Source organism: uncultured Pseudoramibacter sp. (assembly GCF_903789625.1).
GTDB lineage: Bacteria > Bacillota > Clostridia > Eubacteriales > Eubacteriaceae > Pseudoramibacter > Pseudoramibacter fermentans.
The window spans coordinates 120,910-146,456 of sequence record NZ_CAIFFF010000004.1 but is presented as its reverse complement, the minus strand read 5'-3'; the positions used below and the strand labels follow the sequence as shown (position 1 = coordinate 146,456).

Below are 25,547 nucleotides of genomic sequence, written 5' to 3'. Positions count from 1 at the left end.
TTCCCTGAAAACATTCAATTATTGATAAACTTCTTCATTTAAGATGCCAACGTATTTCAAATTTCTAAAACGCTGATCGTAATCCAAGCCGTACCCGACGACGAATTCGTCTGGCACGACAAATCCCGAATAATCGACGTCGATGTCGACGACGCGGCGATCGGGCTTGTCGAGCAGCGTCACAATGTGCAGGCTGTTGACACCCTTTTTGAGCAGGGTGGCCTTCAGCGCCGCAAGGGTCCGGCCCGAATCGACGATGTCTTCGACCAGCAGCACGTCCTTGCCTTCAACAGAAAGCATATTTTGATCCGGCAGATTTACCGTGCCGGAGCTTTCCGTGCCGTCGAAATAGCTGGCCGCGTGCATAAACGCCACCTCCAGCGGCAGCTCAATTTCCCGGGTCAAATCCGAGAAGAAAATGTAGCTCCCCCGAAGAATGCAAATCGCGAGCAGATCTTTCCCTTTGAAATCTTCTGTAATCTGTCGGCCCAGCTCCGCGTTTCTGGCTTTGAGCTGTTCTTCCGTTATCAGCACCTTTTTTATCTCATTCATTACCGATTTTCTCCAATCTTATCAATAGCCCCATATCGTTTTGATCCTGTGCTGTTCCAATTTCCGCGTCCCGCCAAATCCCCGGGATCCACAGAATGCGCGGACCGTCTGCCAAAAACAGCATTGACGCCCGCTCATTTTTATCAATCTTGTGATCAATTAAAAACTTCTTGAGCTTTCGGTGCCCGACGCCTTGAATCTTCAAGGTATCGCCAGGTTCCCTCCCTCTCAGCACTAAATCATGTTTTATTCTACCATAATTAACAAGAATTTCATTGATTAAATGACCTTTCTTGTATTTTTTTTGTAAATTTTCGACATTTGTCACGGTAATACGATAGTGTCCGACCACCGTCTGGGGCCTTCCGCCCGGGACAATGCAGAATCGGACCGGATTTGCCAACGTCGTTCGATCGCGCTTTGTCTCAAGGACAGGCTTAAAAATCAGCTTTTGATACCGCCTTGACACTTGGACCCGATGGGGCATATCCAGATCCCAAGTCGTTTTGCCCGTATCCAATAGTCTCGTAATCGCATCGACGTGGCGCTTTTCGACGTCGACCATGGTTTTTCCCGCCGTAATCAGGCAGTCTTGAACGATCAAGTGGCGCATCAGCTCGGAGGCCGTATCGAATGCCGTTAAATTTAAGATCAAACTATCGCCGTCTTGGGTCACCCATCGGTCCGTCAGCTTTGTGCGCCAAAAATCGATTTCTCTTTGGTACGCCGCGGCCATCTGCGCAAAATCCGCCAAATGGTCAACGGCTTTGGGATTGATCGCCGTCATCTGCGGCAATATATCCTGCCGAATGCTGTTGCGCGTGAAGCGAGTGTCAAAATTGGTTAAATCCGTACGGAAAGGGACGTGCAGCGCCTCGCAATACGCGGTAATCCTGTCCTTTTTGACACACAGAAAAGGCCGCACGACTGTCCCTGAGACCGGTTGAATCCCGGCGGCGCCGGCCACGCCCGTTCCGCGGATCAGCCGCATCATCACCGTCTCGGCCTGATCGTTCATATGATGAGCCAAAACCAAACGGCTGCAGTGGTATTCTGCCAGAAGCTTCTCGAAAATACGCTGTCGGGCCTGCCTTCCGGCCAACTCCAAACTGATTTTTTTCTGCGCTGCCTCACTTGGGACATCGACCTTGACGATTCGGCAGACAATGCCCTGACGCTTACAGAAATCGTCGACCATCGCCGCGTCGGCGTCGGCTGCCGCTCCGCGGATGCCGTGATGCACGTGAACCGCGGTAATCGGCCCCGAGTGACGCCGTTTAAGGTAAGTGAGCAGTCCCATCGAATCGGCCCCGCCCGACACGCCGACCAGCAAGCCGTCGGAAGCCTCGAACATGCTGTGGCGTTTCACAAAATCGTCGACGGTTTTTTCAAAGACTTGAACGTTTTGGGAAATACGTTGTGGTTTCATTTTTTCTTCTTTACTTATTTTGCAATTGTATTTGTCAAATTTTTTGTAAAAAAAAACCTGAAGTGAAACACTTCAGGATATTTTTAAGTTGGTGACCCCTGGGAGATTCGAACTCCCGTAGCCGCCGTGAAAGGGCGGTGTCTTAACCGCTTGACCAAGGGGCCATTTTTAAATGGTAGCGGCGAACGGGGTCGAACCGCTGACACTACGGGTATGAACCGTATGCTCTAGCCAACTGAGCTACGCCGCCATAAAAAAATGGTTGCGGGGATAGGATTTGAACCTATGACCTCCGGGTTATGAGCCCGACGAGCTACCAAACTGCTCCACCCCGCGACGAGATGATAAAAATATAAGTGGTGCCGGAGACCGGAATCGAACCGGTACGATCGGTTAGGATCGCAGGATTTTAAGTCCTGTGCGTCTGCCAGTTCCGCCACTCCGGCGTTCACATATAGCACCTGTTTTTCAAGGACAAGAGCTATTATAATCTAAGCCCCTGCCCTTGTCAACTCTTTTTTTATTTAATTTTTATCTTTTTGTTACAGACCAAAGTGTATGATGGCGGCGCCTTCCATATTATCCCGGCCGCACACCGTGATCTGCTCGGCGTCGACGCAGCGCATGACCGCGTTTAAGATCGCCGTGCCGGCCACGATGATATCCGCGCGCCGCGGCTGAAGGCCGGCGATTTTTTTACGTCCTTCGAGATCACGGGCCGCGAGGTCGTTTTGCATGTCGGCCACATCATCGGCCAATAGCGTGCTCATGTGAATCTTCGATTCATCGTACACCGTCATGTGCTGATACATCGCCGAACACGTCGTAATGGTGCCGCCGATGCCAACAAGGGTCGTGTCTTGAGGCAGCATGTGTGCCTCGAGCAGCGTGGCAACCTGTTCCTTCACGTGGGCTTCAAGGCTTTCAATCGACGCTTTACGCGGCGGGTCCTCGCGGATAAATTTCTCCGTATCGCGGACCGCTCCGATGTTCAGACTCTTGTCCCAATCGATACCTGCAGAGCTGCTGCCGCAGATCAGCTCTGTGCTGCCGCCGCCGATATCGGCAATGAGAATATTTCCGGAAAAGCACGAAGAGACGCCGTAAAAACCGTATTTCGCTTCGGTGTCGCCGTCGACAATATCGATCGCTATCCCTATTTTTTCGAGAACCGGCGCTGTCAAAGCCGACGCGTTCCCCGCGTCGCGCATCGCACTGGTGCCAAAGGCGTAAATTTCCTCCACGCCCTCGGCGTCGGCAATGCCCTTGAGTTCCACCAGCGCGTCGATACTGCGCGCCACCGAGGTTCTGGCCAAATTGCCCGAAGCGTCAACGCCGTGTCCGAGGCGCGTCGAGCGCAAATACTTTTTGACATTCGCGAAAGGCTGGGCCTTTCCGTTGTAGTCGAACAACATCATCCGAATGGAGTTGCTGCCGATATCGATCACGCCGTAGCGTTTTTTTGTATGATCCTGTCTCATTGATCCACCCCCGTCGTCGTGGCGCCGTCCTGGGAATCGGACGTGTTTTTCTGTTTTGCTTCCGCCGCCTGTTTTTCAGCCTTCTTCTGCTGCTTTTTCGCTTCCGCCTGGCTGTTGACTTTAATGACAATCTGCTCGTCCGGATAGACCAAGCCTAAATTTTTGTGGGCGATATATTCCACGTAGTGTTTGGATTTGATCGATTTGAGCTCATTATTCAGACGGTTGGACCGTTTCTTTTCGGAGACCAGATTCTGCTGCAGCTCGCGCTTTTGAGCTTCAAGACGGACGATCTGAGAAATCTTCGTGCCGTAAAGGGTGCCGACAATCGCGACAATGCCGATGATAACGAGCAGGCGGATGCCGTTTTTCGACAGCCAATCCGCGAGATTCACGCGCTTCGGCCTCCGCTTTCTCCGTTTACGCTGCCCAGCCATGTTAGGATTCAATCACCGAATACAAATTTTCGGCGTCTTCCTTCCGAACGTGTTCCGGCGTCGCGAGCACCTTGACCTTTTGGGTTGAGCCGCCCATCGACAGCGTGATGATGTCCCCTTCCTTGATCTGGGTGCCAGCCTTGGCGACCTGACCGTTGACGGCGATACGTCCGCTGTCGCAGGCCGCCTTACTCACCGTGCGGCGCTTAATCAGCCGTGAATTTTTCAAAAATTTATCGATCCGCATTTTCCCTCCTAAAAAATAAAAGCCGGAATGCTCCGGCTTTTCCCATGTTCACTTAGTTCAATGCATCTTTAAATGCTTTACCTGCCTTGAAGGCCGGAGCATTTGAAGCCTTAATTTCAATCGGTTCTTTTGTTCTCGGATTGAGACCCTGTCTTGCAGCTCTGTGGCGGACATCAAAAGTACCAAATCCGACTAAAGAAACTTTGTCGCCTTTCTGTAATGCTTCAACGATGCTTTCAGTAAAAGCAGACAGTGCTTTTTCAGATTCCTTTTTGGATAAACCTGACTTTTCTGAAATTGATGCAACTAACTGTGTTTTATTCATTGAGTTCCTCCATGGATTTCTATTCAAATATTTCTTTACTATTATAAGCGCGAACCCTTAGAAAAGACAAGCAATTTCTGTGCTGAAATAAGAAAAATTAATGATTTGCGTCCAATTCCTGTTCATCAATCATGCGGTCGTTGTATTCCTTAAGCAACAGCTCAGGCTGAAAATGGTTTAACCTCGCCAAATCGGCAGCCGCCGCCAGCATTTTCTGAAGGGCCTTGGCCTTTTGTTCCGGTTTGTCCGCTCCCTCGAGCGCGTCGACCGCACCGCGGACTTGCTCGAGATCAAAGGTCTCGTCTGTTTTGCGTCTGCCGCTTTTCGCGAGCTTCTTCTGAATTTTTTCGGAAGCCATCAGCGCCGGAAAGTCCTTCGGGATCCGGTGCAGCTCGTCAGTGAGAGAGGCGCTGTGCTTTTCCGCCGCCTTGAGCTTGTCCCAGTCCACCTCGTCTGGCGTCAGATCGCCGAAAACGTGGGGATGACGATAAATCATCTTTTCATTAATGCCCTGAATGACATCGGCCATCGAAAACGCATCGTCTTCCTCACCGATCTGCGCGTGAAAGACGATTTGAAACAGCAGATCTCCCAGCTCCTCAACCAGATTTTCCGTGTCTTTCTGATCAATCGCCTCGATTACCTCGTAGGTCTCTTCTAATAAATAGCGCTTCAGCGACTCGTGGGTCTGCTTTTTGTCCCACGGGCACCCGCCCTCAGAGCGCAGCGCCGCCATCACGGCGCACAGCGTCGAAAGCTGCCGGGGATCTAAATCGAGACAATCCTTCGGATCTTTCATCGGCTGAATACCTTTCTCCGGAGACCGACGATGCGGTGATAAATCGGCATCAGTCTGCGCTTGCCCGGCATCACGTCCATTTCTTCGTCAGAGAGCACACCGGTGAACACAATCATAAAGCTGTAAACCAAAACCGCCACGATAAAAGCCAGCAGCATCGCGATCACGTTGCCGGTGTGCGGGTACAGACCGTTGTAAACGCCCGCCGTAGCCAGCCCCATGACGGCAGCCGATACAATCGGCTTGAACACCGACTGGCGCCAGTGGATGCGCACGCCGGTGAATTTCTTGACGCAGACGTAATTGGCCACGGTCAAATAAATGAAGGTCAGCATGTAGTCGATGCCCATCCCGTAAATATTGATCGACGGAATGGCCATCGTGATCCACCCGGTCACCGAGAATACGATGATCCCGAGACTCAAGGTCACCAGCGGGACACGGAACTTGTCGATGGATTGGAGAATGCTCTGGAAGGTGTTCGAGAGCATCATGAACATCGTCGCGTAGGCGAAAACCTGCAGCATGCCCGGCCCGTACTTGGAGCCCGGGAAGAGCAGGCGGAAAATCGCGGTCGACAAAACCGACATGCCGACGCAGAAGGGCAGTCCGGCCAGAATGATGATGCGAATCGCCAGGTCAATCTTGTGATTCATGACCTTCTTTTCGCGCAGTGCAAAGGATTCCGATATGGCCGGAATCATCGCCACCGCCAAATTTGAGGAAATGACGAGGGGCACGTTCACCAAGGTATCGACGTTGGTGAAATCACCGAACATTTCCGTCGCGGTATGGGCGGAAATCCCTGCGACGCTGAGCCGGCCGACGTAGATAAAAGAGTTGATCGTCGCAAACAGCGAAACGATGACCGATGTCAGCGTGACCGGAATCGCGATGATGACGAGGCGCTTTAAAATACTCTGCCAGCGTCTCGGATGGCTGCGGGTCGTCTTTCTGAGTTTCTTCCGATAGGTCGACATGAAAATCCAGAACACGTAGACCAAAAAGAGCGCCGCGATGATGCCGCCGGCGGTCGCGCCGAAAACAGCGCCGCCGACACTTTTCCCAACGTCATGTCTGAGCCCATGCATGAAATACCAGCACAGGAAAATTCCGAGGGCCACTCGGACAATCTGTTCGAGGATTTGGGAGACGGCCGTCGGCGTCATAATCTGGAAGCCCTGGAAAAAGCCTCTAAAGGCCGAACACACCGAAATGATAAACGGCGCCGGCGCGATGGCGATGATCGCCGCGTAGCTTTCCTTCGGCCAGTGGGCCAGGCGGATGATGGCGTGGGCGCCAAATCCCAAAATCAAGCTGGAGACCGCGCCTAGAATGAGCAGCGCCGTCGTCGACACCTTGAACACGTCCTTCGCCCCGCGGTAATCGCCAACAGCCGTGCTTTCCGAAACCATTTTAGAGATGGCAACCGGAATCCCGACCGTCGACACCATCAGGAGCATGTTGTAAATGTTCGTCACGTTGCCGTAAATGCCGTTGCCGAAGCTGCCGACAATGCGGTATAAAGGGACCTTGAAAAACAGCCCGAGCAGCCGGGATAAAAATCCGGCTGCCGTCAAAATGGTTGCGCCCTTTAAATAACTACTTGCTTTTTTACTCACGTTAACCCTCTAAACATTTTTCCTTATTTAATGCGTTTTTCGTAGGTCTTGACCTTGAAGGTCTTCTTTAGCTTTTCCGCGTACAGTTCTGAGGCGGACTGAATCGGATCGTTCATGCGCAGGCGGGTAGCCTTGTTGAATTTCTTCGTCAACTTCTGATAGGCTGGCTTGCCCTTTTCTTTCTGAACGGCTTTCTTCAGTGCGGCCTTGTGATTCTTCCAGCTGTCGTTCTTGCCGGAGCTCTTGTCGTAGACGTAAATCACGTGGTAGCCGTAGGAGGTCTGAATCGGTCCCACGACGGAATTTTTATTGGTGCTGAACGCAGCCTTTGAGAAGTTTTCAACCATATCGCTGCTCTTGAACGCGCCCAGATCCTTGGCTTCTTCGACCTTGCTGTTGTCCTTGTATTTGTCCATGATCTTTTTAAAAGCGCTCTTGGTCTTGACGTTTTTGGCTTCCTTGTAAATCTGCTGAGCCAGCTTTTTATCGCTCGTCAGGATGTGGCAGGCAGAAACAGTGCTCGGGCTGTAGGTATCCTTGTGGTCGTTGTAATAGTCTTCCATGGCCTTGTCGGTGACCTTCACGCCGCTGTAAATTTTATCTTTGACCGCTTGTTTAGCTGCGGCAGCCTTCGCGCTTTTCTGCTGTTCTTTTTTGTAGGCGTTAATGTCGAAGCCTTCAAAATTTTCACTAAGGTAGCTTTTAAGCACGCTGTCCGACTGGAGGAACTGCTTGGTGTAGGCCGACAAATTGTCGTTTTGCTTTTTGATCGCCGATTTTGTAATTTTGATGTCGTGTGCCTTGCAGTAGGCAATCCATTTGCGTTCGGTGTTGATCGCTTTGAAGGCCTTGCGCCCCAGCTGCTTCTGGGTATCACTGTCAGACGACGGCGCCTGACCGGAGCTCGCGTAAGCCGACAGCGTCTGCTGAATCATCTGATAGTAGTATTCGCCGTGAGTTACGCTCTTGCCTTCGACAGAACCGACCGAGGTCTTCAAGAAGGCATCTGGATTTTTCGAAAGCTTCTTGTCGTATTTGGCGATAGCCTTCTGCGCGTAGGCCGTGGTCACGGCGTTGTCTTCCATAAATGCCGCAAAAGATTTGTCAGTCGTCAGATAGGTTTTAAGGATGCTGCTGTATTTTTTAGCCGCCTGCTTCTTGATCGCCTTGTAAGCCTTTTGTCCAGACTTGCGCTGGACGTCTTCGTCGACCTTCCGCTTGTCTTTCTTTGCTTTAGCCGCAAAGACTTCAGTCTGTATCAGCTGATCGTAGGTGTCCTGCTTCAGCGTTTTGAGGTCCGACCCTGTGGGCATCGACTGGCCGTTGACCGAATAGGTCAGCGCGATGTAAGCCATCGTGTTGTTAAATTCCGCTTTTTTGATTTTTTGCCCGTTAATCTCGGCAATGACCTGTGCCCGGTCTCTGACGCCGTTGACGTTCACCAGCGCGCACCCCGACGTCCAAACGCCGATCATCCCGACACAGAGGATCAGGGCCGCTGCCTTCAGCCATTTCTTTCCCATTATTCGTTTTTTCAAAACGTTCTCCTTTAGCAAATCAAAATTATGGTGTAATCATATCATATTTAGGCCTGGCCATTCCACATTTTAAGAAATTTGATGACCGTTCGGCACCGCATTCTGGCATTTTGACCCCGAACGCCGATGGACCAGACATTATCCCGACGGGGATCGCCCTTGAATTTAATATCGAATTGGTCAAACAGTTTTTGAATCACCGCGCCGTTCGGCATCTCGATCGTTGCTTTTTCGTCGAAGAAAAACAAGATTTTGTCTCCCTTTTCCCGAATTTCGGTAATTTGATGGGCGCCGGCCAGACTGCTCATCAGCGACAGCGTCAGCAGATTCTGAACGGACTGAGGCATTTTCCCAAAGCGGTCGGTCAATTCGTCCTCGACCATGCGGGCGTCCTCTTCGTCGGAAATGGTTGCGATTTTCTTGTACACGTCGTATTTAACCACTTCGCTTGCGATGTATTTTTCGGGGATAAAGGCGTCGACGTTCATCGCGATCTTTACCGGCACTGCTTCCTTGTGTTCGACCTGGCCGCCCATGTGTTCGGCCACCGTTTCTTCGAGAATTCTGCAGTACATTTCGTAACCGATGTTGAACATGTGGCCCGACTGCGCCGCGCCGAGAATATTGCCGGCACCGCGGATTTCGAGATCCCGCATCGCGATTTTGAACCCCGACCCGAAGGCCGTAAAGTCCTTGATCGCCTTGAGCCGCTTCTGTGCCACCTCGGACAGCACCTGCCTGTCGTACAAAATGTAGCAGTAGGACTGGCGGTTGGAGCGCCCGACCCGTCCTCTGAGCTGATACAGCTGGGACAGACCCATTTTGTCGCCGTCGTCGACGATCATCGTGTTCGCGTTTTTGATGTCGAGCCCGGATTCGACGATCGCCGTCGTGACCAGCACGTCGTATTCCCGATTCAGGAAACGGCTCATGATGGTTTCGATGGTATCCGGCGTCATGCGTCCGTGGGCCACGACGATCCGCGCGTTGGGCGCCATCCGCGCGATCTGCGCTGCCGTTTCCTGAATGTCCTTGATTCGGTTGTGGACGAAGAAAACCTGTCCACCCCGATCCAGCTCCTGCTCGATCGCGTCGCCAAGCACCACCGGATTTTTCCGGAGCACGTAGGTGCGCACCGGCCGTCTGCCTGCAGGCGGCTCGGAGAGGATGCTCATGTCTCGGATGCCGGACATCGACATGTGCAGCGTTCTTGGGATCGGCGTCGCCGACAGCGTCAGCGTATCGACGTTTTCCTTAAAGCTTTTGAGCTTTTCCTTGGATTTGACGCCGAAGCGCTGTTCCTCGTCGACGACGAGGAGGCCCAGATCCTTGAACTGAATGTCCTTGGACAGCAGCCGATGGGTGCCGACAATCAGATCGATCCGCCCCGCGGCCAGATCCTTGACGATCTCCTTCTGCTGCTTTGGCGTTCTGAACCGGCTGAGGACCTCAACCGTAATCGGAAAGCCCTTGAAGCGCTCGATCATCGTCTGGTAATGCTGCTGGGCCAAAATCGTCGTCGGTGCGAGGAAGGCCACCTGCTTGTTGTCCATAATTGCCTTGAACGCGGCTCGAAGCGCCACTTCCGTTTTGCCGTAGCCCACGTCGCCGCAGAGCAGCCGGTCCATCGGCACTGGCTTTTCCATATCGGCCTTGATTTCCTCAATGCAGCGGAGCTGATCGTCCGTCTCCTCGTACGGAAAGCGGTCTTCAAACTCCTTCTGCCAGGGCGTGTCGGCGCTGAAGGCGAAGCCCTTGGCCTGGCGTCTGGCCGCGTACAAGGCGATCAAATCGTCGGCCATTTCCTCGACCGCTTTTTTCGCCTTCGATTTCGTCCGGCTCCAGTCCGGACGGCCAAGGGTGTTGACCTTGGGCTTGCGGTCGCCGCCAGTTCCGATATAAACCTGGATCGCGTCCATCTGTTCCACCGGCAGATAGAGCTTGTCGTCGCCGTGATAAGCGATGACCATCATATCCTTTGTCGTGTCGCCGAAGGTCATCTTCTGGATGCCTTGGTAGATGCCGATCCCGTGAATGTCGTGGACGACGTAGTCGCCGATGGACAAGCTCGTAAAGGAATCGATTTTCCGCGCGTTTTTTAACTGGCGTCGGCGTTTCTTTTTTCGGCCTTCCTTTAAGATTTCCTGCTGTCTCAGAAAGACGAGCCGCGCCCCCGGCAGCTCAAAGCCCTCGGAGATATCACCCTTCAGGAAAAGTACACCTGGCGTCTGTCCGTCGCTGAATTCAGCGATGTCGTAAGACGCGAGCACCTCCCGCATTTGTTTCTCGCCCTTTTTGTCCCGGCAGCAGATGGCAACCCGACTGCCAGCATCAATCTGCCGTTTGGTGTATTCGGCAAAAAGGGGCAGTCTTCCGGCGAAGCTCTCGACACTCTTTGAATCGCAATCGATGCCCTTGTCCTTCGTGCCCTCGGAAAAAAGCCGGGCGTCCGCCGAGGGATGCCCCTCTAAAAAGCTGCAGCAGGACGCAAAATCGAAAAATTTATCCTGTTCCTCTGGGAACATCAGCTTTTCGTCCAAGAGACTTTCAAAATCCTGAAAGGTCTTTTCGAGGAAGGCGTCCGCGCTGTTCCCGCAGTGTTCGCGGTCGTCCCAGAACACCGCCCAATGGGGCCCAAGGTAAGCGCTCAAAGAACCGCCTTCGCTGTCTCCAAAGGCGTTTAACACCTCGAGATAGTCGGCGGGCGCCGCGGCGATCGTGCCGAGCCGTTCCTCGTAGCCCGGGTCCTGCCCGTACCGCTTCACGATTTGATTTAAGCGCGCCTTCTGTTCTGCAGCCGGCATCGCGTTTTCGTCCGCCGGCAGAATCACCGCACGCTTGACCTCCGCCTCACTGCGCTGCGAGCGAATATCAAAGGGCGCAATACTCTCGATCTCGTCGTCGAAAAAATCGATGCGCATCGGCTGCTTCGCGTTCATCGGAAAGCAGTCGACGATTTCGCCGCGCCGGGCAAACTGGCCGCGGGCCTCGACCTGATCCGCATCGACGTAGCCGAGATCGGCCAGCTGCCTTGTGAGGGTCATCGGGTCCATCTGCTGGCCCGCCTTCACCGTCAAGATCTTCTTTTTAAAGTCAGATGCCGCCGGCATTTTCTGCATCAGCGCCTGAATCGATGTGACAACTACATCGTGGCTGCGGCCAAAAAGCAGCCGATCCAGCGCGGCCATGCGTTTTTCCGTGATTTCGCTGCTGTGGGCGTCGGTGAAATAATCGTGCACCGGCTTTGTCGGAAAGTACAGCGTGTGTGCCGCGTCCCAGGTCGCGATTTTCTGTGCCCGCTTTTCCGCTTCGACATCCGTCGGCGCGATGTAGAGCACACGCATCTTGAGCTGATCCGCGATGAACAACGACAAAAAACCTTTCAAACCATCTTTGACGTTTGAAAGGTTGATAGACTGTCCGGATTTCAGGCTTTTGATGATCGCCCGGCTCGCTTTGGTATCAAAAAAATTGTAAATTTCCCGATTCATTTCAGATCACTCTGTTAATGCACGTTCATGCGGTTCATGGCCAGATCGACGCCGTCAGTGACGATCATCTCCGCCGCCTTCGCCGCCTGATCGACCGCCGCCTTGATCGTTTTTTCCGCATCGCCCGACAAATTTTCAAGGACATAATCCGCCAAATCCCACTCCGGCGGCTGAGCGCCGACGCCAATGCGGACGCGCGGGAAATTGCCGCCTCCGAGTGCGGCAACCACCGATTTCATTCCGTTGTGCGTACCGGCGCCGCCCTTTTTCCGAATCCGCAGATGTCCCGGGTCTAGATCGATGTCGTCGTAAATCACCACTAAATGATCCAGATCGATTTTGTAAAACCGAACCAGCTCGCCGACGCAGCGCCCGCTTTCGTTCATGTAGGTCTGGGGCTTGACGAGCATGACCTTTTCGCCGCCGATGCGCGCCGTCCCGGTCAGGCCCTGATGTTCAGATTTACTGACGTCAACCGACCATTTCTCTGCCAAAGTATCAATTGTCATAAAGCCCACGTTATGCCGGGTATTCGCATAACGTGGGCCTGGATTTCCGAGTCCTGCAATGATGTACATATTAGCTGTAGCTTCCTGTGAAGAGGCGGCTCAGCGGACGTCCGAGGTGGATGTAATCGATGGCGCGTGCGAAGACGTCTGCCGTTGACAAAATTTTCAGCTTGTCGATTTTCTTGCTTTCCGGAATTTCGATGGTATCGAGGGTGACGATTTCTTCCAGCGCAGATTTTTCAATGCGTTCCATGGCTGGGCCGGAGAAAACGCCGTGGGTGCAGCCCGCTCTGACTGATGCTGCGCCGAGCTTCATGATGGCATTGGCCCCAGCAGTGATCGTGCCGGCGGTGTCGATCATATCGTCGATCATGATACAGTTTTTGCCTTCAACTTCACCGATGACGCCCATGATTTCCGCTTCGTTTGGTTTCGGTCTTTCCTTGTCGATGATCGCAAAAGGAACGCCCAAGGCTCTGGCCAGCTTACGCGTCCGCTTCACGGAGCCCGCGTCTGGCGCGACAACTGTCAGGTTGTCGAGGTTTTCCGCGGCGAAATACTGGGCGATGATGCTGCCGCCTGCCAGGTGGTCCAGAGGAATGTCAAAGAATCCCTGAATCTGATTGGAGTGCAGGTCCATTGTCAGAATGCGGTCAGCGCCTGCGGTCGTGATCAAATTCGCGACGAGCTTCGCCGTAATCGGATCGTGGGATTTCGCCTTGCGGTCCTGTCTGGCGTAGCCGAAGTAAGGCATGACGGCGGTAATTCTGCCCGCAGATGCGCGTTTCAGCGCGTCGATCAGGATCAAAAGCTCCATCAGGTTGTCATTGCAGGGCGCGCTGGTCGGCTGAATAACGAAAACGTCCGAGCCTCTGACCGATTCGTGAATGTTCAGACCAATTTCGCCGTCGCTGAAATGCAGCACTTCTGCGTTGCAGAGGGGCAGTTCCAAATACGCAGCGATGTCTTGAGCCAGCTTTTTGTTGCCGTTGCCCGTAATGATCTTTGTTCCGCTAAAATTTCCATCCATTTTTGATAAAATCCTCCAGTGTAGAATCCTTTAACTATTACTGCAGTTGTTGATAGGCTTGAACAATTTCGCCGTCGGCGATATCCCGATTTTCAATGACTGACGGGTAGACCACCGCGCCCGCACCGATGTGGACTTTGCCGACAGTAATGACGCCTGGATAAATCACCGCATCCTGGCCGACCGTCGTCTCACAGCTCAAATACGTCTGTTTTGGGTCGACAATCAAAGCGCCGGCATCCATCCATTTTTCGTTGATGCGGTCCCGCATAATGGCCGCCGCCTGCGCGAGCTGGGCCTTGGAGTTCACCGCGACGATATCCCGGTAATCCGGCGTCGGGAAAGTGCCGACGCGTTTTCCTTCCGACCTCAGTATTTCAATGCTGTCGGTCAGGTAGTATTCGTGCTGTGCGTTGTCGTTGGTCATTTTTGACAGCGCATCGCAGAGCGCCGCCGCGTCGAAGCAGTACATCCCAGAATTGATTTCGTGAATCTGCTGTTCCTCCGGCGTGGCGTCCTTCTGTTCCACGATTTTAACGAGCTCGTCGCCATCCTTGACCATTCTGCCGTAGCCGGTTGGATCGTCAAAATTGGCCGTCAGCACCGTCGCCGCGTAGCCGCCCGCCTCGTGCGCCTCGATCAGTTTTTCGAGGGTTTCGCTTCGAATCAGCGGGGCGTCGCCGACGAGAATCAGCACGTTGCCGTCGAATCCCTCAAAAAACGGAAGGGCCTGCATCACCGCGTGGCCAGTACCTAGCTGCTCGGTCTGCTCGAAGCTCATGACGTCCTTCGGCAGCGCCGCGCTTACCGCGTCAGCCTGATAGCCGATGACCGCCGCAATCTCCTGAATGCCGGCTTCTCGGTTGGCGTTGATGACGTGGTCGATCAAAGTCTTTCCACAGATCGGGTGCAGGACTTTAGCCATTCGGGAGCGCATGCGCGTGCCCTTCCCGGCCGCTAAAATAACTGCTTTTGTTTGCTTCATCTTTTCAAATCTTTCCTATCCAATGATTTCAGGTTTAAAACATAAAAGCCCAATTATTTCCTATCATACCTTTTTATCTCAAAAAAGTCCACCGGATAAATTTGATTTTTGCCGATAATCTTTTTCTGGCGCCACGCAAACAAAAAAAGAGAAGGTCCAAGCCTCCTCTTTGTTAACTTCACTCTTCTTCGTAATCTACTTCTAACGTGTGCGATTCATTTTCTTGATCTTGACTGTTTTCCTCTTCCTGCTGCGCTTTCGCGGCTTCGTCGTACGCTGCCAGAACAGCATCCTGCATCATCTTGCGCATTTCCGACTTGATCGGATGGCAGATGTCTTTGAATTCACCTTCAGGCGTCTTTCGACTCGGCATTGCGATAAAGAATCCATTCTGTCCTTCAATTACTTTGATGTCGTGCACAACAAACTCATCGTCAAAAGTGACTGAGACAATGCCGCGCATTTTCCCTGTTGGATAGATTTTTCGGACGCGAATATCTGTAATCGTCATTTTTCGGCCCCCCTTCCGCAGTTTTTCCTAAAAGTCATAGCCACGCTTTTTTTATATGTATATGTTATCATAAAATCGATTTATTTTAAACCATTTTTAATCTTTTTGTCAGATTAATTTTCAAAAGAAAAAATGACAAATTGATAAGTATTTGCGTTCACCATAGTCTATTGATATAATAAATGAAAAATCTTTTTTCATAAATGTAAAAAGGAGATAAGATTGGATATAAAAGGAAATACAATTTCAGTATCATCAAAGCATGATATGAAAAAACATTTGTCTGAAAAATATGGCCACCCTATTGAAACGGTCTATTTCATCGGCATCGGCGGCAGCAGTATGAGCGGTCTGGCGAAAATTGCCCTTGAACAGGGGTTCCATGTCGAAGGCTCTGATCAGGTAAATTCGAAATATACAGAATTGCTCTCCAGCCGCGGCGCTGTGGTCCACATCGGCCAGAAAGCCGAAAATATTCACGACGGCATCGATCTGGTGGTTTATACCGCCGCGATCCATCCGGACAATCCGGAAATGGTCGCCGCCGACGCCCTCGGTATCCCGAAAGTAGAACGGGCCGATTACCTCGGGCTGCTTTCTGAAATTTTCCCGAAAACCATTGGCGTCGCCGGCACTCACGGCAAAACGACGACTTCCTCGATGATTGCGACCATTCTTCACTGTGCGGACCTCGATCCGTCGGTCAGCATCGGCGGCAACATTCCGGTTTTCGGCGGCAACGCTGCCCTCGGACAGAGCGATTACTTTGTCATTGAATCCTGCGAATACGTCGACTCCTTCCTGAAAACCTCCCACAACATCGGGATCATCACCAACATCGAAGAAGACCACCTCGACTATTTCAAGGGCGGTCTCGAACAGATCAAGCATTCCTTCCACAAATTCGGCGAAATCATCCCGCCGGACGGCTTGATGATCGCCTGGGGTGACTCTCAGGACGTGCTCGACGCAGTCAAGGATTTAAAATGCCAGGTCGTCACTTACGGTCTCAGTGACAAAAACGACTGGGTCGCGAAAAACATCGAATACGACAGCAATGGCAACCCGGCTTTTGACGCGTATCACGGCGGCACCTTTGCCGGCCACTATCAGCTGCGCGTGCCGGGGCAGCACAACGTGCTTAACGCGCTGGCCTGCATCGCCTGCGCCGACTATCTCGGCGTCGGTACGGAAGCGATCGAAAAAGCCCTCGACCAGTTCAGCGGTGCCAAACGCCGTTTCGAATTCCGCGGCCAGGTGGACGGCATCAACGTCTACGAAGACTACGCCCATCATCCGACCGAGCTCAAGGTCGTCATCGACGCCTGCCTGCACCACGAACACAACAATCTCTGGGTCGTGTATCAGCCCCATTCCTACTCTCGGATCTACTACCTGTTCGACGAATTTGTCGACTCATTCAATCAGGTGGACAAGCTTGTCATCAGTGAAATTTATTCCAACCGGGAAACCAACGAATGGGACATCTTCCCGGAAGATTTGGCCAAGCGCATCAAGCAGCGCCACCACGTGCCGACGGTTGTGATTTCCGAATTTGAAGATATCACCAAATTCTTAACCGACAATCTCGAAAAGGGCGATCTGGTGCTCGTCGCCGGCGCCGGGGATATCAACAAGGTCGCGTACATGCTCGTCGACGCATTGCGTGAAAAATACCCGAATGCGCCCTACAAGTTACCTGATGCCTAATCATTAAAAAGATAAAATAAAATTAAAAAAACAAGTCAAATCAGTTCAACCAGAATTAAAAAGGAATTGACGAAATCATGAGATACGGATTGCTCTTAAACGGGAACGGCGCTCAGGCGGATTTTCAGCTGGGCGCCTGGCAGGCTTTAAACGAATCGAACCTTCATTTGGATTGGGTGGCCAGTTCGTCAATCGGGGGGATTGCTGCGGCCTTAATCGCCCAAAAAGACCTCCATCAGATTTCTCAATTCCTTTCTGACGCGGTGCTCGAAAAGATCACAGCGCTCAACGACAGCATTGCCGGTCTCTACCTGCAGTACTGGTCGGATCTCAATTTTCACGATTTTCGCCTTCAGTTTTTACAAACCTTCGTGCAGAAGGCCATACCTTTGCGGCGGACCTTGTCCCGCTATCTCGACGAGGCCATCATCCGACGCTCCTCCTGCCGGTTAATACTCACCACCATCGACCCGCAGAGTCTGAGCATCGTCAAACGCACGATCGAGGAGATTCCCAACGGGCAGCTCATTCCGACGCTGCTCCTCGGCGCAGTTTTCCCAGTTTTCCGCACCCAGAGAGATCAGGACGCTACCTACTTCGAAGCCGGCTTTTTGTCCGAGCTTCCCCTTGAAACGGCGGTCCTTCTCCCCTGCAGAAAGCTGATGGCCGTCGGCTACTCCCCTGTGGAGGTGCGCCGAGCGGTGCGCAAAAATCAGCGGGATCTGTCTTTCTTGACGATCCAGAGCTCGGAATATCTCGACCTTTCCGCTCCGGAAAATGCGGCGGCGAACGGCCAGGATCACCAGCGGCACGCCAAGCTCGGCTATCTCGACACCCTCAAGGCGCTGGGCCAGCTGACCGGCCGCAAGCTTTACATCAACCCTTACGGTCCCCATCAGTTTTTCGATCTGGTGGTGGCGCACATCGGCTTTCCGCCGCAGCCGCCGCTGGAACGCCAGATTTTGATGGCGCTGCTGGGCATCGACAAGCCCTACACGTCTCTGGAACAGGTCGACATCTTGGAAAAGATTTTGGCGCTGATGAACCGATCGAGCTGGCGCAAGTCCGACAATACGATTCTCGCGATGCTTGAAATGACGGCCTGGACCATCCAGGTGCCAAAGCTCAAGATTTACATGCCCGATCAGCTGATCTTTGAAATTTTAGACTGGGCCGAACAGACCCTCAAGATCAACGCGCCGTCTGCCAGTGACGTCCAGGAGTCGAATTTTTTCGACTGTGTTCGAGCGATCGCCGTCCATCCCGAATCCCTGTCGGTCGAACAGATCGACGCCTTCAGAGAACAGGCTGCTCCCGAAATGATTTTAAGCCTGATCACCTTCTACTACATTCAGGCCATTGCGCTAAATTTTGCATAATCGTGTAAAATATTAACTTGCAAACCGTTTATATTCATTATATGATAAACAGAAGAGATGTATTATTTAAACAACAAGAGGGATTCCAATGAACGTTAAATATCAATTTATTTCAAAACCGGATGACAACACGATCCGCATCATCCGCGGGAAGATGCGCCCCGACCAGCGCAAGGCTATGGACGAATTCGGCGAAGAAGGCGTCGGCGCTGTGCTCCTCGTTCAAGGTAGCATTCCAGATATGCTGTACTGCGCGGATATCGCCGTCAAGGCCAGCGACGTCGGCGCGTACGAAATCGTCGGCAACTGCCCCCAGTCTTTCATTACGATCGGCATCATGGGCAAGATCCGTTCGGTGCAGACCGCACTCAAGGCGATTCTCAACGAAAAGGATCACCCGGGCCGCGAAAAGGTCATGGCCGGCATCCAATAAGCGCGGCGTTTGTTTGTCACGTCACAAAAATAAGGCTGAAGGTTCACCCTTCAGCCTATTTTTATGCACGTTTCCATCGTCAAAAAGCACAAATAGCTTTCCCACACCGGGTAAGGCGTCAATGCCTCTAACGCCTGCCGGTAGATTTCAATCTGGGTCTTGTACTTTTGGACAGATCTCTGCCTACCGATTTCCCGATCCTGCCAGCGGTCCGTCTTGTAGTCCAGCAGAATCCAACCTTTTTCGCCGCCGCGTTCTTCCAAAAAGCAGCAATCGATCATCCCCTGGAGCAGCACGCTAGGCTCAGCCAGATCCGGCGCAATTTTATCTGACGGCATTTCCAAATCGAAGGGCCATTCCCGTTCGACCCGGCTGGCAGCCGCCATCCGCCGGCCAAGTTTCGAAGTCATAAAGGCCGCTGCGTGGGCGAGGCCGCCGTTTTTAATGGTTGCCTCAAACAGCGCCTCGTCGATTTGACCGCGCCCAGCCATCGCTTCGCCCTCGGCTTTGACCGCGTCCTGCATCTTGTCGTCCGGTATTTCCCGCAATTTTTCCAAATTCAGGTGCCTGAGCACCGTGTGCACGCCGGTTCCCAATTCCGCCGCGGTGAACGCGGGGGACTGATCCTCTGCCTCGCGCAGAAAGTCGGGCACAGGTTTTCGTTCAACGATTTTTTCCTGAGGACGATCCTGCTGTCTCAGGGCCTCGACCTCGGTGACGCTGATCTTCGACGGCAGCCGCCTGCCGCTCTTTTTCGGGTAGCGCCAGGCCATCCGGCGGTCAATTTCCGCGAGGTCTTCTTCAGAGCAGGCTGCCTCTGGCGCCGCAGGACGCACATCCGCCGGCGTTTCTGCCTCTTCCTCGCCGCCGGTGATGATCTTAAAGGCCGCACTGTCCGCGCCGCCCGCGCTGTTTGGGCTGTAGAGCGCGAGCATGATCCAATCCAGCGGGCTGCGGCACGCCTTCAGGCGCGACACGTCGCAGGGGTTATCCCATTTTTTCTCCGCCTTTTCCAAATTGCTGACGCCGCCGGTAATGACAAGCCGTTCCATCGCCCGGGTCATCGCAACGTAGAGCAGGCGCATTTCCTCGGCGAGATTATCCATCTTATTCTTATACGCCGCGATCTGGTGTACCATCGTCTTTCGGCGGATGCGTTTTTCCCCGTCGATGTATTCCGGGCTGATGCCGAGATCCTTGTCCAGAATGATCGAGGCTGTGCTGTCGGTCTGGTTAAACTGGTGAGCCGTATCGGCCAGAAAGACGACCGGAAATTCGAGGCCCTTGCTTTTGTGAATCGTCATGATCCGCACGACGTCGTCGTTTTCGCTGAGGATGCCCGGCGCTTCACTGCCGTCGGTGCGCTTCTGGACCTGCTTGACGTAATCTACGAATCGGAAAATGCCGTGAAGGGTCGACGATTGATAATCCTGCGCCTTGTCGATCAGCGCGTCGAGGTTTTTCTGCCGCTGGGCACCGCCCGGCAGACTGCCGGCCCAGATGTAAAATCCCGTTTCGGTGTAGAGCTGCCACAAAAAGTCGGACACCTCCGCACCGTAGGCCAGGGTGCGCCATTTGGCGAGCTGGTCGAGCCAGCGCCGAACCTTCACGCCGAGGGGCGTCCCCTGAGCGCTGACGGCGTCCACACATTCGTAAAACGTCTTGTCCCCGCCGGCGATGCGGATCTGCGCCATTTCGTCGGCGGAAAAGCCGCCGATCGGCGAGAGCATGACCGTCATCAGCGGCATGTCCTGACGGTAGTTGTCGACGATGCGGATCAAATCCAGCACCCATTCGATTTCTGGCGTGCTGAAATAAGACGCGCCCCCTTCGTAATAGGCTGGGATGCCTTTGTCTGAGAGCATCTGTGCGATCTGCTCCCCTCGGCCGTCTCCCGTGCTGCGCATCAAAATCGCGATGTCCCGGTAGCGCAGATTTCGGGTCTCGCCGGTCTTCGCAATGGTGATCGGGTGCCCCACTGATCTATCGATCTGGTCGGCGATCCACGCGCCCTCTCTTTCGAGGCGATCCCCGCTCGGCGCTTCAAAAATTCGAACGACCGTCGGCGTCGCCGGTCCTGCACTTTCCGCGCCCTGCACCAAGCGGGCCTTGTCGTCGTAGGCGATCTGACCGAATGTGGGACTCATGATCCTTTCGAACAGCGCGTTGACGCTGTCGACGACACCCTTGTCGGAGCGGAAATTTTTACCGAGGGTGATCAATTGGTTGATCCCGCCGCCATCGGTGGCGTAGGCGTTGTATTTATCGATAAAAATCGACGGGTCAGCCTGACGGAAGCGGTAAATGCTCTGCTTCACGTCGCCGACCATGAAATAATTGTCCGGCCGCAGAATCTGCGCGATGATCCCCTCCTGAAGGGCGTTGGTATCCTGATACTCGTCGACAAAAACCGCCTCGTAATTTTCCTGAAAGGTCTTTGCGATGTTCGGCTCCTTTAAGATCCTGTAAGCGTACCGGTCGACGTCGGCGAAATCGAGAAGGCCCCGCTCTCTTTTAAGGGCGGTGAATCGATCCTCGACAGCTTTCGTCAGCGCGATGAGATCTGTCATCACCTCGGCCATGGCCTCAACCTCGGCCTGTTCATCCTCCGGATCCTGGGCGAGATCCGCCTGAAGGCCTTTTTTAACAATGTCCTTGGCGCGGTTCCGATGGGCCTTGACCCGGTCGCTGTCCTCCTTATTCTTGCGGCTGCCCTTGTAACGGTCGTAATCCGCGGCCATCAGCGCTGCCCGGAAGGTCGACCAGTCCTCAGTATCGAGTGTCCTGTGGACACCCTCAATCATCGCCTTTTCTGCTTTCAGCTGGGCTTCGGTCTTCACGAAATCCGCGTCGCCCTCAATGATGCTGAGCCCCTGGTCAAGCTCCGCCTCGGCGGCCGACAAATCCTCTGCACATTTGGACGCGAGCACCTTGTACCATTTGGAGTGCTCAAAATCGCTGCCGCTTTGCTTTAAATCCGCAATGGCGTCCCGGCACCACGCCTCGGGATCGGGCAAGGCGTTTAAAAAATGCCGCAGCCGTTCGACCTGATCCTTGAGCCCCTGATCGCTGCGCGCCGTAGTGTAACAGTCGACCAATCGGCTGAAGGCCGTCCCGCCGTCCTCAGGAATCTGCTGGTAGGCCGCCTCGAACACCTCGTCCTGCGCCTGAGTGTAGAGCATCGTAAGCTCAGTGGCGTCGCCGATGCGATAGTCCGGGTCCACGTCCACCTCCTGAAAATATTCCCGAACGACCCGGGAGCAGAAGGCGTCAAAGGTGTCGATGGACGCGGTCGGCAGAATCTGCATCTGCTCGACCAGCCAGTGCACCCGCTCCCGATCCTGCGGGTCCGTCTGCCGCAGGCTCTCGGTGAACGCCGCGGTCAGCCGCTCCTTCATTTCTCCGGCTGCCGCCCGGGTGAAGGTCAAAATCAGCAGGGAATCGACGGGGATCTGTTCGTCGACGACCATCCGCCGGATGCGCTCGATTAAAAGCGCCGTCTTGCCCGATCCGGCCGCCGCCGAAACCAGCAGATTTTTGTGGCGGGTGGCAATCGCCTTTTCCTGTTCAGTCGTCCATTTCATGCTGCTCCTCCTCTATCCTTTCCAGCAATTCCGCCTGATTCATATCCTCGAGCCGCCTAAAAATGCGCGGATCAATTTCTCTGGCAAAGCCGCAGATTTCTCTGCAGCCGCAATTCTTACAAGCTGTTTCATCCTTTACCATATAAGGGTTCGGCGCGATCTCACCGGACAGAATCGCCCGGGCCGTGTCCCGGTAATTCTGCTGATTCTTCCACAAAATCGCGGCCATCCCCTCGGGCGCGTAACGGTAATCCGACGTTTTCCTGCCGACGGTGAAAATATTCGAGGCGCCGTCAGTTTCGCTGTCCAATGCCGAGATAACGGCCTGATTGTCGAGGAAAATCCCGCTCATCTGGAATTTCTTTTCCACATCCTTCCGGGCCTGCTCTTCGGATTCGCCGGTGACGTTCGTGATCGGGTCGGCCACGTGGAAGTAGAATCCCGCCGCGGCCTCCGCATCCTCGTGCCGGCTGCGGCCGTAGCGCACCGCCGCCTCGAGATAGCCGAGGAGCTGCGGCGACAGGCCGTAATAAATGTCGGCCGGTTTGACGGCGTCGCTGCCGGTTTTGTAGTCGATGACCTTGTAATAGCTCACGCCGTCCCGGGTCATGCGGTCGAGGCGGTCGATGCTGCCTTGAATGACGACGGGCTTGGCCAATCCCTCCGAATCGAGGGTGTACGCAAAGGGGTGTTCGCTGTCCACCACCTCGAAGCGGCCCTTTTGAAGGTGTTCGGCGAGCATGCCCATCGTGCGCCGGCCCATCCGCCTGAGCTTGCGCCCCTGATAGTGGAAGGCCGCGCTGCTGTTGAAGACCGCGCCGTGAATTCGAGACAGGATGTCACTTAAAATGCGGTCGGTCATGCGGTCCCGTTCGTCGGCACTCAGCGCCTCGAGCCGTGTCCCCGACGCGTTCAGTTCTTTAAAGAAGGCATCGATCATCCGGTGCATGACGTTGCCGATATCCGGCAGCGTCACCTCAAAGGGCTCCCGCGGCACCGGCCGCAGCTCCGCGCTTAAGAAGTAGCGCCACGCGCAGGCGCTGTACGTCCGGCAGTCCGTCGCGCTGAGCACCAGCTTCGGGCCGATGAGCTGGTCGGCGATGCCGTCGTCCAGCGCGAAGAACGACGGCGCGAGCGCCGCCACTGCCTTGACGTCCGCCGCCGCGTCAAATCGCTTTGCCACAGCCCGCGCGCGAGGCGCGCTGCCGCTGACCTGAGACCGAGCGATGTTTTCCGTCCCCTCAAAGCCCGTGACCCAGTCCCAAGACTGCTCCGGATCGAAAAACAGCGCTGAGTGGACCTGCATTTTCGGAAAGACATTTAAGATCTGCGTCACTAGCCGCGAGCGCCGCAGCGCCTTGCCGTCCTCCCCTTTCATGCCGTAATAAATGATGAGTTTTTCTGTGACCGACGCGATCTGGAGGTAAAGGGTGTACTGGTTCTGGACCTGGGTGTAGCGCCTGTCGTTGTGCAGATCCAGCCCAGCCGCAGCCATTTCCCGCCGTTCCCGTTCCGAGAGAATCGGAAACTGGCTGGCGTCCGGCGGCAGCAGCCCTTCGTTGGCGCCGATGACGATCATCACCTTTTTGCCAAGATGGCGGCTTCTGAACGGGTCGGTCACATCGACGACGTCCGGGTCCTCGGGCAGAATCCCGATGTCGTAGGTGTCGATGCCGTTTTTAAACACCTGCATGAAGGCCGCAAGGGTACAGGGCTCGTCGGACAGCGCCGCGTCGATCTGCGTGAACACCGTCATCAGGATATTCCAGATCTGATTAGCCGTCGACGCCTTTTCAAAGTCCTGATCGGACACCGCGGCCGCGGCTGCCGCGTCGAGGGTTGTCTGGACGTCAAGGCCTTCTAAAAAGGCGAGGGCCGCCGCAATGCGCTGCCGATAAGTTTTCGCGTCCTTCATCCTTTTCTCGAGGTCGACGAGGGGCGCCGTGATTGTTTCGCGAATGGCGTTGAGCTCCGCGATCGGCCGCGGCATATCCGGCGCGTCCTTTTCAAAGGGCGTGAGCCACCGGCTGTGATCAATCCCGATGACGACAGCGTAATTTTCCAGATCCATCATGTCCGCCGCGTCGACCGGCGAAAAGGGCGACTTGCCGAAGGCCATGACGTCCCGCGTGTCGAAGTGCCGGTCCACCACCTCAAAGGCCGCAATCAGGCAGTCCACCAGTGGCTGTCCGATCAGTGATTTCGGCGCGTCGACAAAGCAAGGAATGTCGTAAAAGCTCAAGACGCGGCGGATCGTGCCGCCCATCGTCTCGGGACTGCCGACGAGAATGCCGATATCCTCGTAATGCAGGCCCTCGTCCCGGGTCAGCGCGACAATTTGCCGTGCCGCCTCCTCGGACTCATGCCACAAATCGCTGCACTCCACGATTTGGATGTGTGCCGGCACCTCACCGGAGGATTCAGGGATCGCGGCGAAGCACTGGTCCTCGAGCAGCGCCAAGTCCTTTGCGGCCGGCTGGACCTTTGGCGCGCCGCCGAACAGCTGCACGGCCAATTCGCCGGCGTCAATCACAGCCACCTCCTGTCCCGCGTCCTTCGCCATCGCAATCATCCGGCGCTTGGTCTGTTCGGCGATTTCGAAAATCGCGCCGTCGCTGCCGTTGTCGACGTCGTCGGTGATCAGCGTCATCGTGACCTCCGGCGCCGTAGCGATGAGCTGGCCGACGATGTTGAAGTCCGCCTCGGAGAAGGTGTGAAAGCCGTCGAGATAAACGCATGTCTCGGCGATCCTTTTCGACTGTCCGACGGCCCCAGCCACCAGCGCCGCCCGGTCTGCCTCGTCGAAGCGCTCGTCTCCGAGCAGTCCCTCGTAGGCGGTTAAAATCGTTTTTATATCGGAGAGCTTTCGGCTCAGCAGCCGGTCGGGATCAACCTTGTCCATCGCCGCGTCGAGATCTGCCGCGCCCAGCTGGCTGTCCTTGAACTCGCCGATAAAGTCCGCTATTTTTTTCTGAAAGCCTGCCTGAGATGCGCTCTTCTGGTAGACGCGTAAATCCTGGCCGCAGCCGAGGACCGCCCGAGTCAGCAGCATCTGTCTACCGTGCTCGTCGACAGCCTGTCCTTTGGGCTGCCCCACCTCTTCGAATACGCGGGCGGCCAGCCGCTTGAGGCTGAGCACGTCGACACCGATCAGCCCTTTCAGCCCGCCTTCGCGGATCAATGCCTGCTCCGCGCCGAGGGTGAACTGCTCCGGCACGATGAGCAGCATGGCGTGTCCGCCTTTCTTTAATCGGTCGGCGATTTCCCGATCGATCAACTGAGTCATCGTCGGGCGCGTTTTGTCGTATCGTCCTGCAATTAATCGCAACATTTTGACTTTTCCTCTTAAATATTTCTTGATTTTTATGTGATAAGTGATAGAATATATTCTACCATTAATTTAGAAATTTGAATGTTCAGAACATTTTTTTATCTTTTATTTCTATTTTTTATCTTTTATTTTATGATGAAAAGGCTTTACATTT

General features: G+C 54.3%; 19 protein-coding genes and 4 tRNA genes. 3 read left to right on the top strand and 20 right to left on the bottom strand.

Annotated features, from left to right (window positions below; translation table 11 throughout):
* Positions 1-18: 18 nt before the first annotated feature.
* From hpt to spoVG, 18 genes are all read right to left on the bottom strand, one after another.
* Positions 19-552, bottom strand: a complete 534-nt coding sequence (hpt, locus tag QZX60_RS03995) for a hypoxanthine phosphoribosyltransferase (protein ID WP_295361639.1) — start codon at positions 550-552, stop codon at positions 19-21.
* Positions 545-1,981, bottom strand: coding sequence for a tRNA lysidine(34) synthetase TilS (gene tilS / locus QZX60_RS03990; RefSeq protein WP_295361637.1), 1,437 nt, complete (start codon positions 1,979-1,981; stop codon positions 545-547). Before tilS ends, hpt begins: the two co-directional genes overlap by 8 nt.
* Before the next feature lie 89 nt (positions 1,982-2,070).
* Positions 2,071-2,145: transfer RNA gene (locus QZX60_RS03985), tRNA-Glu, on the bottom strand.
* Between the two features lie 9 nt (positions 2,146-2,154).
* Positions 2,155-2,231: transfer RNA gene (locus QZX60_RS03980), tRNA-Met, on the bottom strand.
* Positions 2,232-2,240: 9 nt separating this feature from the next.
* A tRNA-Met gene (locus tag QZX60_RS03975) sits at positions 2,241-2,317 on the bottom strand.
* Between the two features lie 21 nt (positions 2,318-2,338).
* Positions 2,339-2,427, bottom strand: a tRNA-Leu gene (locus QZX60_RS03970).
* A gap of 96 nt (positions 2,428-2,523) precedes the next feature.
* On the bottom strand, positions 2,524-3,462 hold the full coding sequence (locus QZX60_RS03965) for a Ppx/GppA phosphatase family protein (protein WP_295361635.1): 939 nt from the start codon (positions 3,460-3,462) through the stop codon (positions 2,524-2,526).
* Positions 3,459-3,857, bottom strand: coding sequence for a septum formation initiator family protein (locus tag QZX60_RS03960; RefSeq protein ID WP_295361633.1), 399 nt, complete (start codon positions 3,855-3,857; stop codon positions 3,459-3,461). Before QZX60_RS03960 ends, QZX60_RS03965 begins: the two co-directional genes overlap by 4 nt.
* A gap of 43 nt (positions 3,858-3,900) precedes the next feature.
* Positions 3,901-4,146 (bottom strand): RNA-binding S4 domain-containing protein, encoded by a 246-nt coding sequence (locus QZX60_RS03955; RefSeq protein ID WP_154576954.1) that lies wholly within the window; start codon positions 4,144-4,146, stop codon positions 3,901-3,903.
* A gap of 52 nt (positions 4,147-4,198) precedes the next feature.
* On the bottom strand, positions 4,199-4,498 hold the full coding sequence (locus QZX60_RS03950) for an HU family DNA-binding protein (protein ID WP_268892599.1): 300 nt from the start codon (positions 4,496-4,498) through the stop codon (positions 4,199-4,201).
* Positions 4,499-4,568: 70 nt separating this feature from the next.
* Entirely contained in the window at positions 4,569-5,270 is a 702-nt protein-coding gene (locus QZX60_RS03945) for a MazG family protein (protein ID WP_295361630.1), read from the bottom strand.
* Positions 5,267-6,892: a polysaccharide biosynthesis protein gene (locus QZX60_RS03940; protein WP_295361628.1), complete on the bottom strand. Its 1,626-nt coding sequence runs from the start codon at positions 6,890-6,892 to the stop codon at positions 5,267-5,269. The genes QZX60_RS03945 and QZX60_RS03940 overlap by 4 nt, the downstream gene beginning before the upstream one ends.
* Positions 6,893-6,915: 23 nt before the next feature.
* Entirely contained in the window at positions 6,916-8,430 is a 1,515-nt protein-coding gene (locus QZX60_RS03935; RefSeq protein ID WP_295361627.1) for a peptidyl-prolyl cis-trans isomerase, read from the bottom strand.
* Positions 8,431-8,477: 47 nt separating this feature from the next.
* Positions 8,478-11,921, bottom strand: a complete 3,444-nt coding sequence (gene mfd, locus QZX60_RS03930) for a transcription-repair coupling factor (protein WP_295361625.1) — start codon at positions 11,919-11,921, stop codon at positions 8,478-8,480.
* A 14-nt stretch (positions 11,922-11,935) separates the two neighbouring features.
* Positions 11,936-12,499: an aminoacyl-tRNA hydrolase gene (gene pth, locus QZX60_RS03925; protein ID WP_295361624.1), complete on the bottom strand. Its 564-nt coding sequence runs from the start codon at positions 12,497-12,499 to the stop codon at positions 11,936-11,938.
* 1 nt (position 12,500) lies between these two features.
* The gene (locus tag QZX60_RS03920) at positions 12,501-13,460 is read right to left on the bottom strand and encodes a ribose-phosphate pyrophosphokinase (protein ID WP_295361623.1); all 960 of its coding nucleotides are present in this window, start codon (positions 13,458-13,460) and stop codon (positions 12,501-12,503) included.
* A gap of 37 nt (positions 13,461-13,497) precedes the next feature.
* Positions 13,498-14,445, bottom strand: coding sequence for a bifunctional N-acetylglucosamine-1-phosphate uridyltransferase/glucosamine-1-phosphate acetyltransferase (locus tag QZX60_RS03915; RefSeq protein WP_295361621.1), 948 nt, complete (start codon positions 14,443-14,445; stop codon positions 13,498-13,500).
* 178 nt (positions 14,446-14,623) lie between these two features.
* A complete protein-coding gene (gene spoVG / locus QZX60_RS03910; protein ID WP_295361619.1) occupies positions 14,624-14,956 on the bottom strand; it encodes a septation regulator SpoVG in 333 nt (110 codons plus the stop codon).
* 267 nt (positions 14,957-15,223) lie between these two features.
* On the opposite strand from spoVG, the gene murC reads away from it, so the two are divergent.
* From murC to QZX60_RS03895, 3 genes are all read left to right on the top strand, one after another.
* The gene (murC, locus tag QZX60_RS03905; RefSeq protein ID WP_295361617.1) at positions 15,224-16,666 is read left to right on the top strand and encodes a UDP-N-acetylmuramate--L-alanine ligase; all 1,443 of its coding nucleotides are present in this window, start codon (positions 15,224-15,226) and stop codon (positions 16,664-16,666) included.
* 77 nt (positions 16,667-16,743) lie between these two features.
* Complete coding sequence (locus QZX60_RS03900; RefSeq protein WP_295361616.1) at positions 16,744-18,045, top strand: patatin-like phospholipase family protein; 1,302 nt, start codon at positions 16,744-16,746, stop codon at positions 18,043-18,045.
* Between the two features lie 88 nt (positions 18,046-18,133).
* A complete protein-coding gene (locus QZX60_RS03895; protein WP_295361615.1) occupies positions 18,134-18,478 on the top strand; it encodes a BMC domain-containing protein in 345 nt (114 codons plus the stop codon).
* 50 nt (positions 18,479-18,528) lie between these two features.
* Here QZX60_RS03895 and addA read toward each other — a convergent pair whose 3' ends face one another.
* Together addA and QZX60_RS03885 are read right to left on the bottom strand one after the other, a co-directional pair.
* Complete coding sequence (gene addA, locus QZX60_RS03890) at positions 18,529-22,062, bottom strand: helicase-exonuclease AddAB subunit AddA (protein ID WP_295361613.1); 3,534 nt, start codon at positions 22,060-22,062, stop codon at positions 18,529-18,531.
* Positions 22,046-25,393, bottom strand: a complete 3,348-nt coding sequence (locus tag QZX60_RS03885) for a PD-(D/E)XK nuclease family protein (RefSeq protein WP_295361612.1) — start codon at positions 25,391-25,393, stop codon at positions 22,046-22,048. Before QZX60_RS03885 ends, addA begins: the two co-directional genes overlap by 17 nt.
* Between the last annotated feature and the right edge of the window lie 154 nt (positions 25,394-25,547).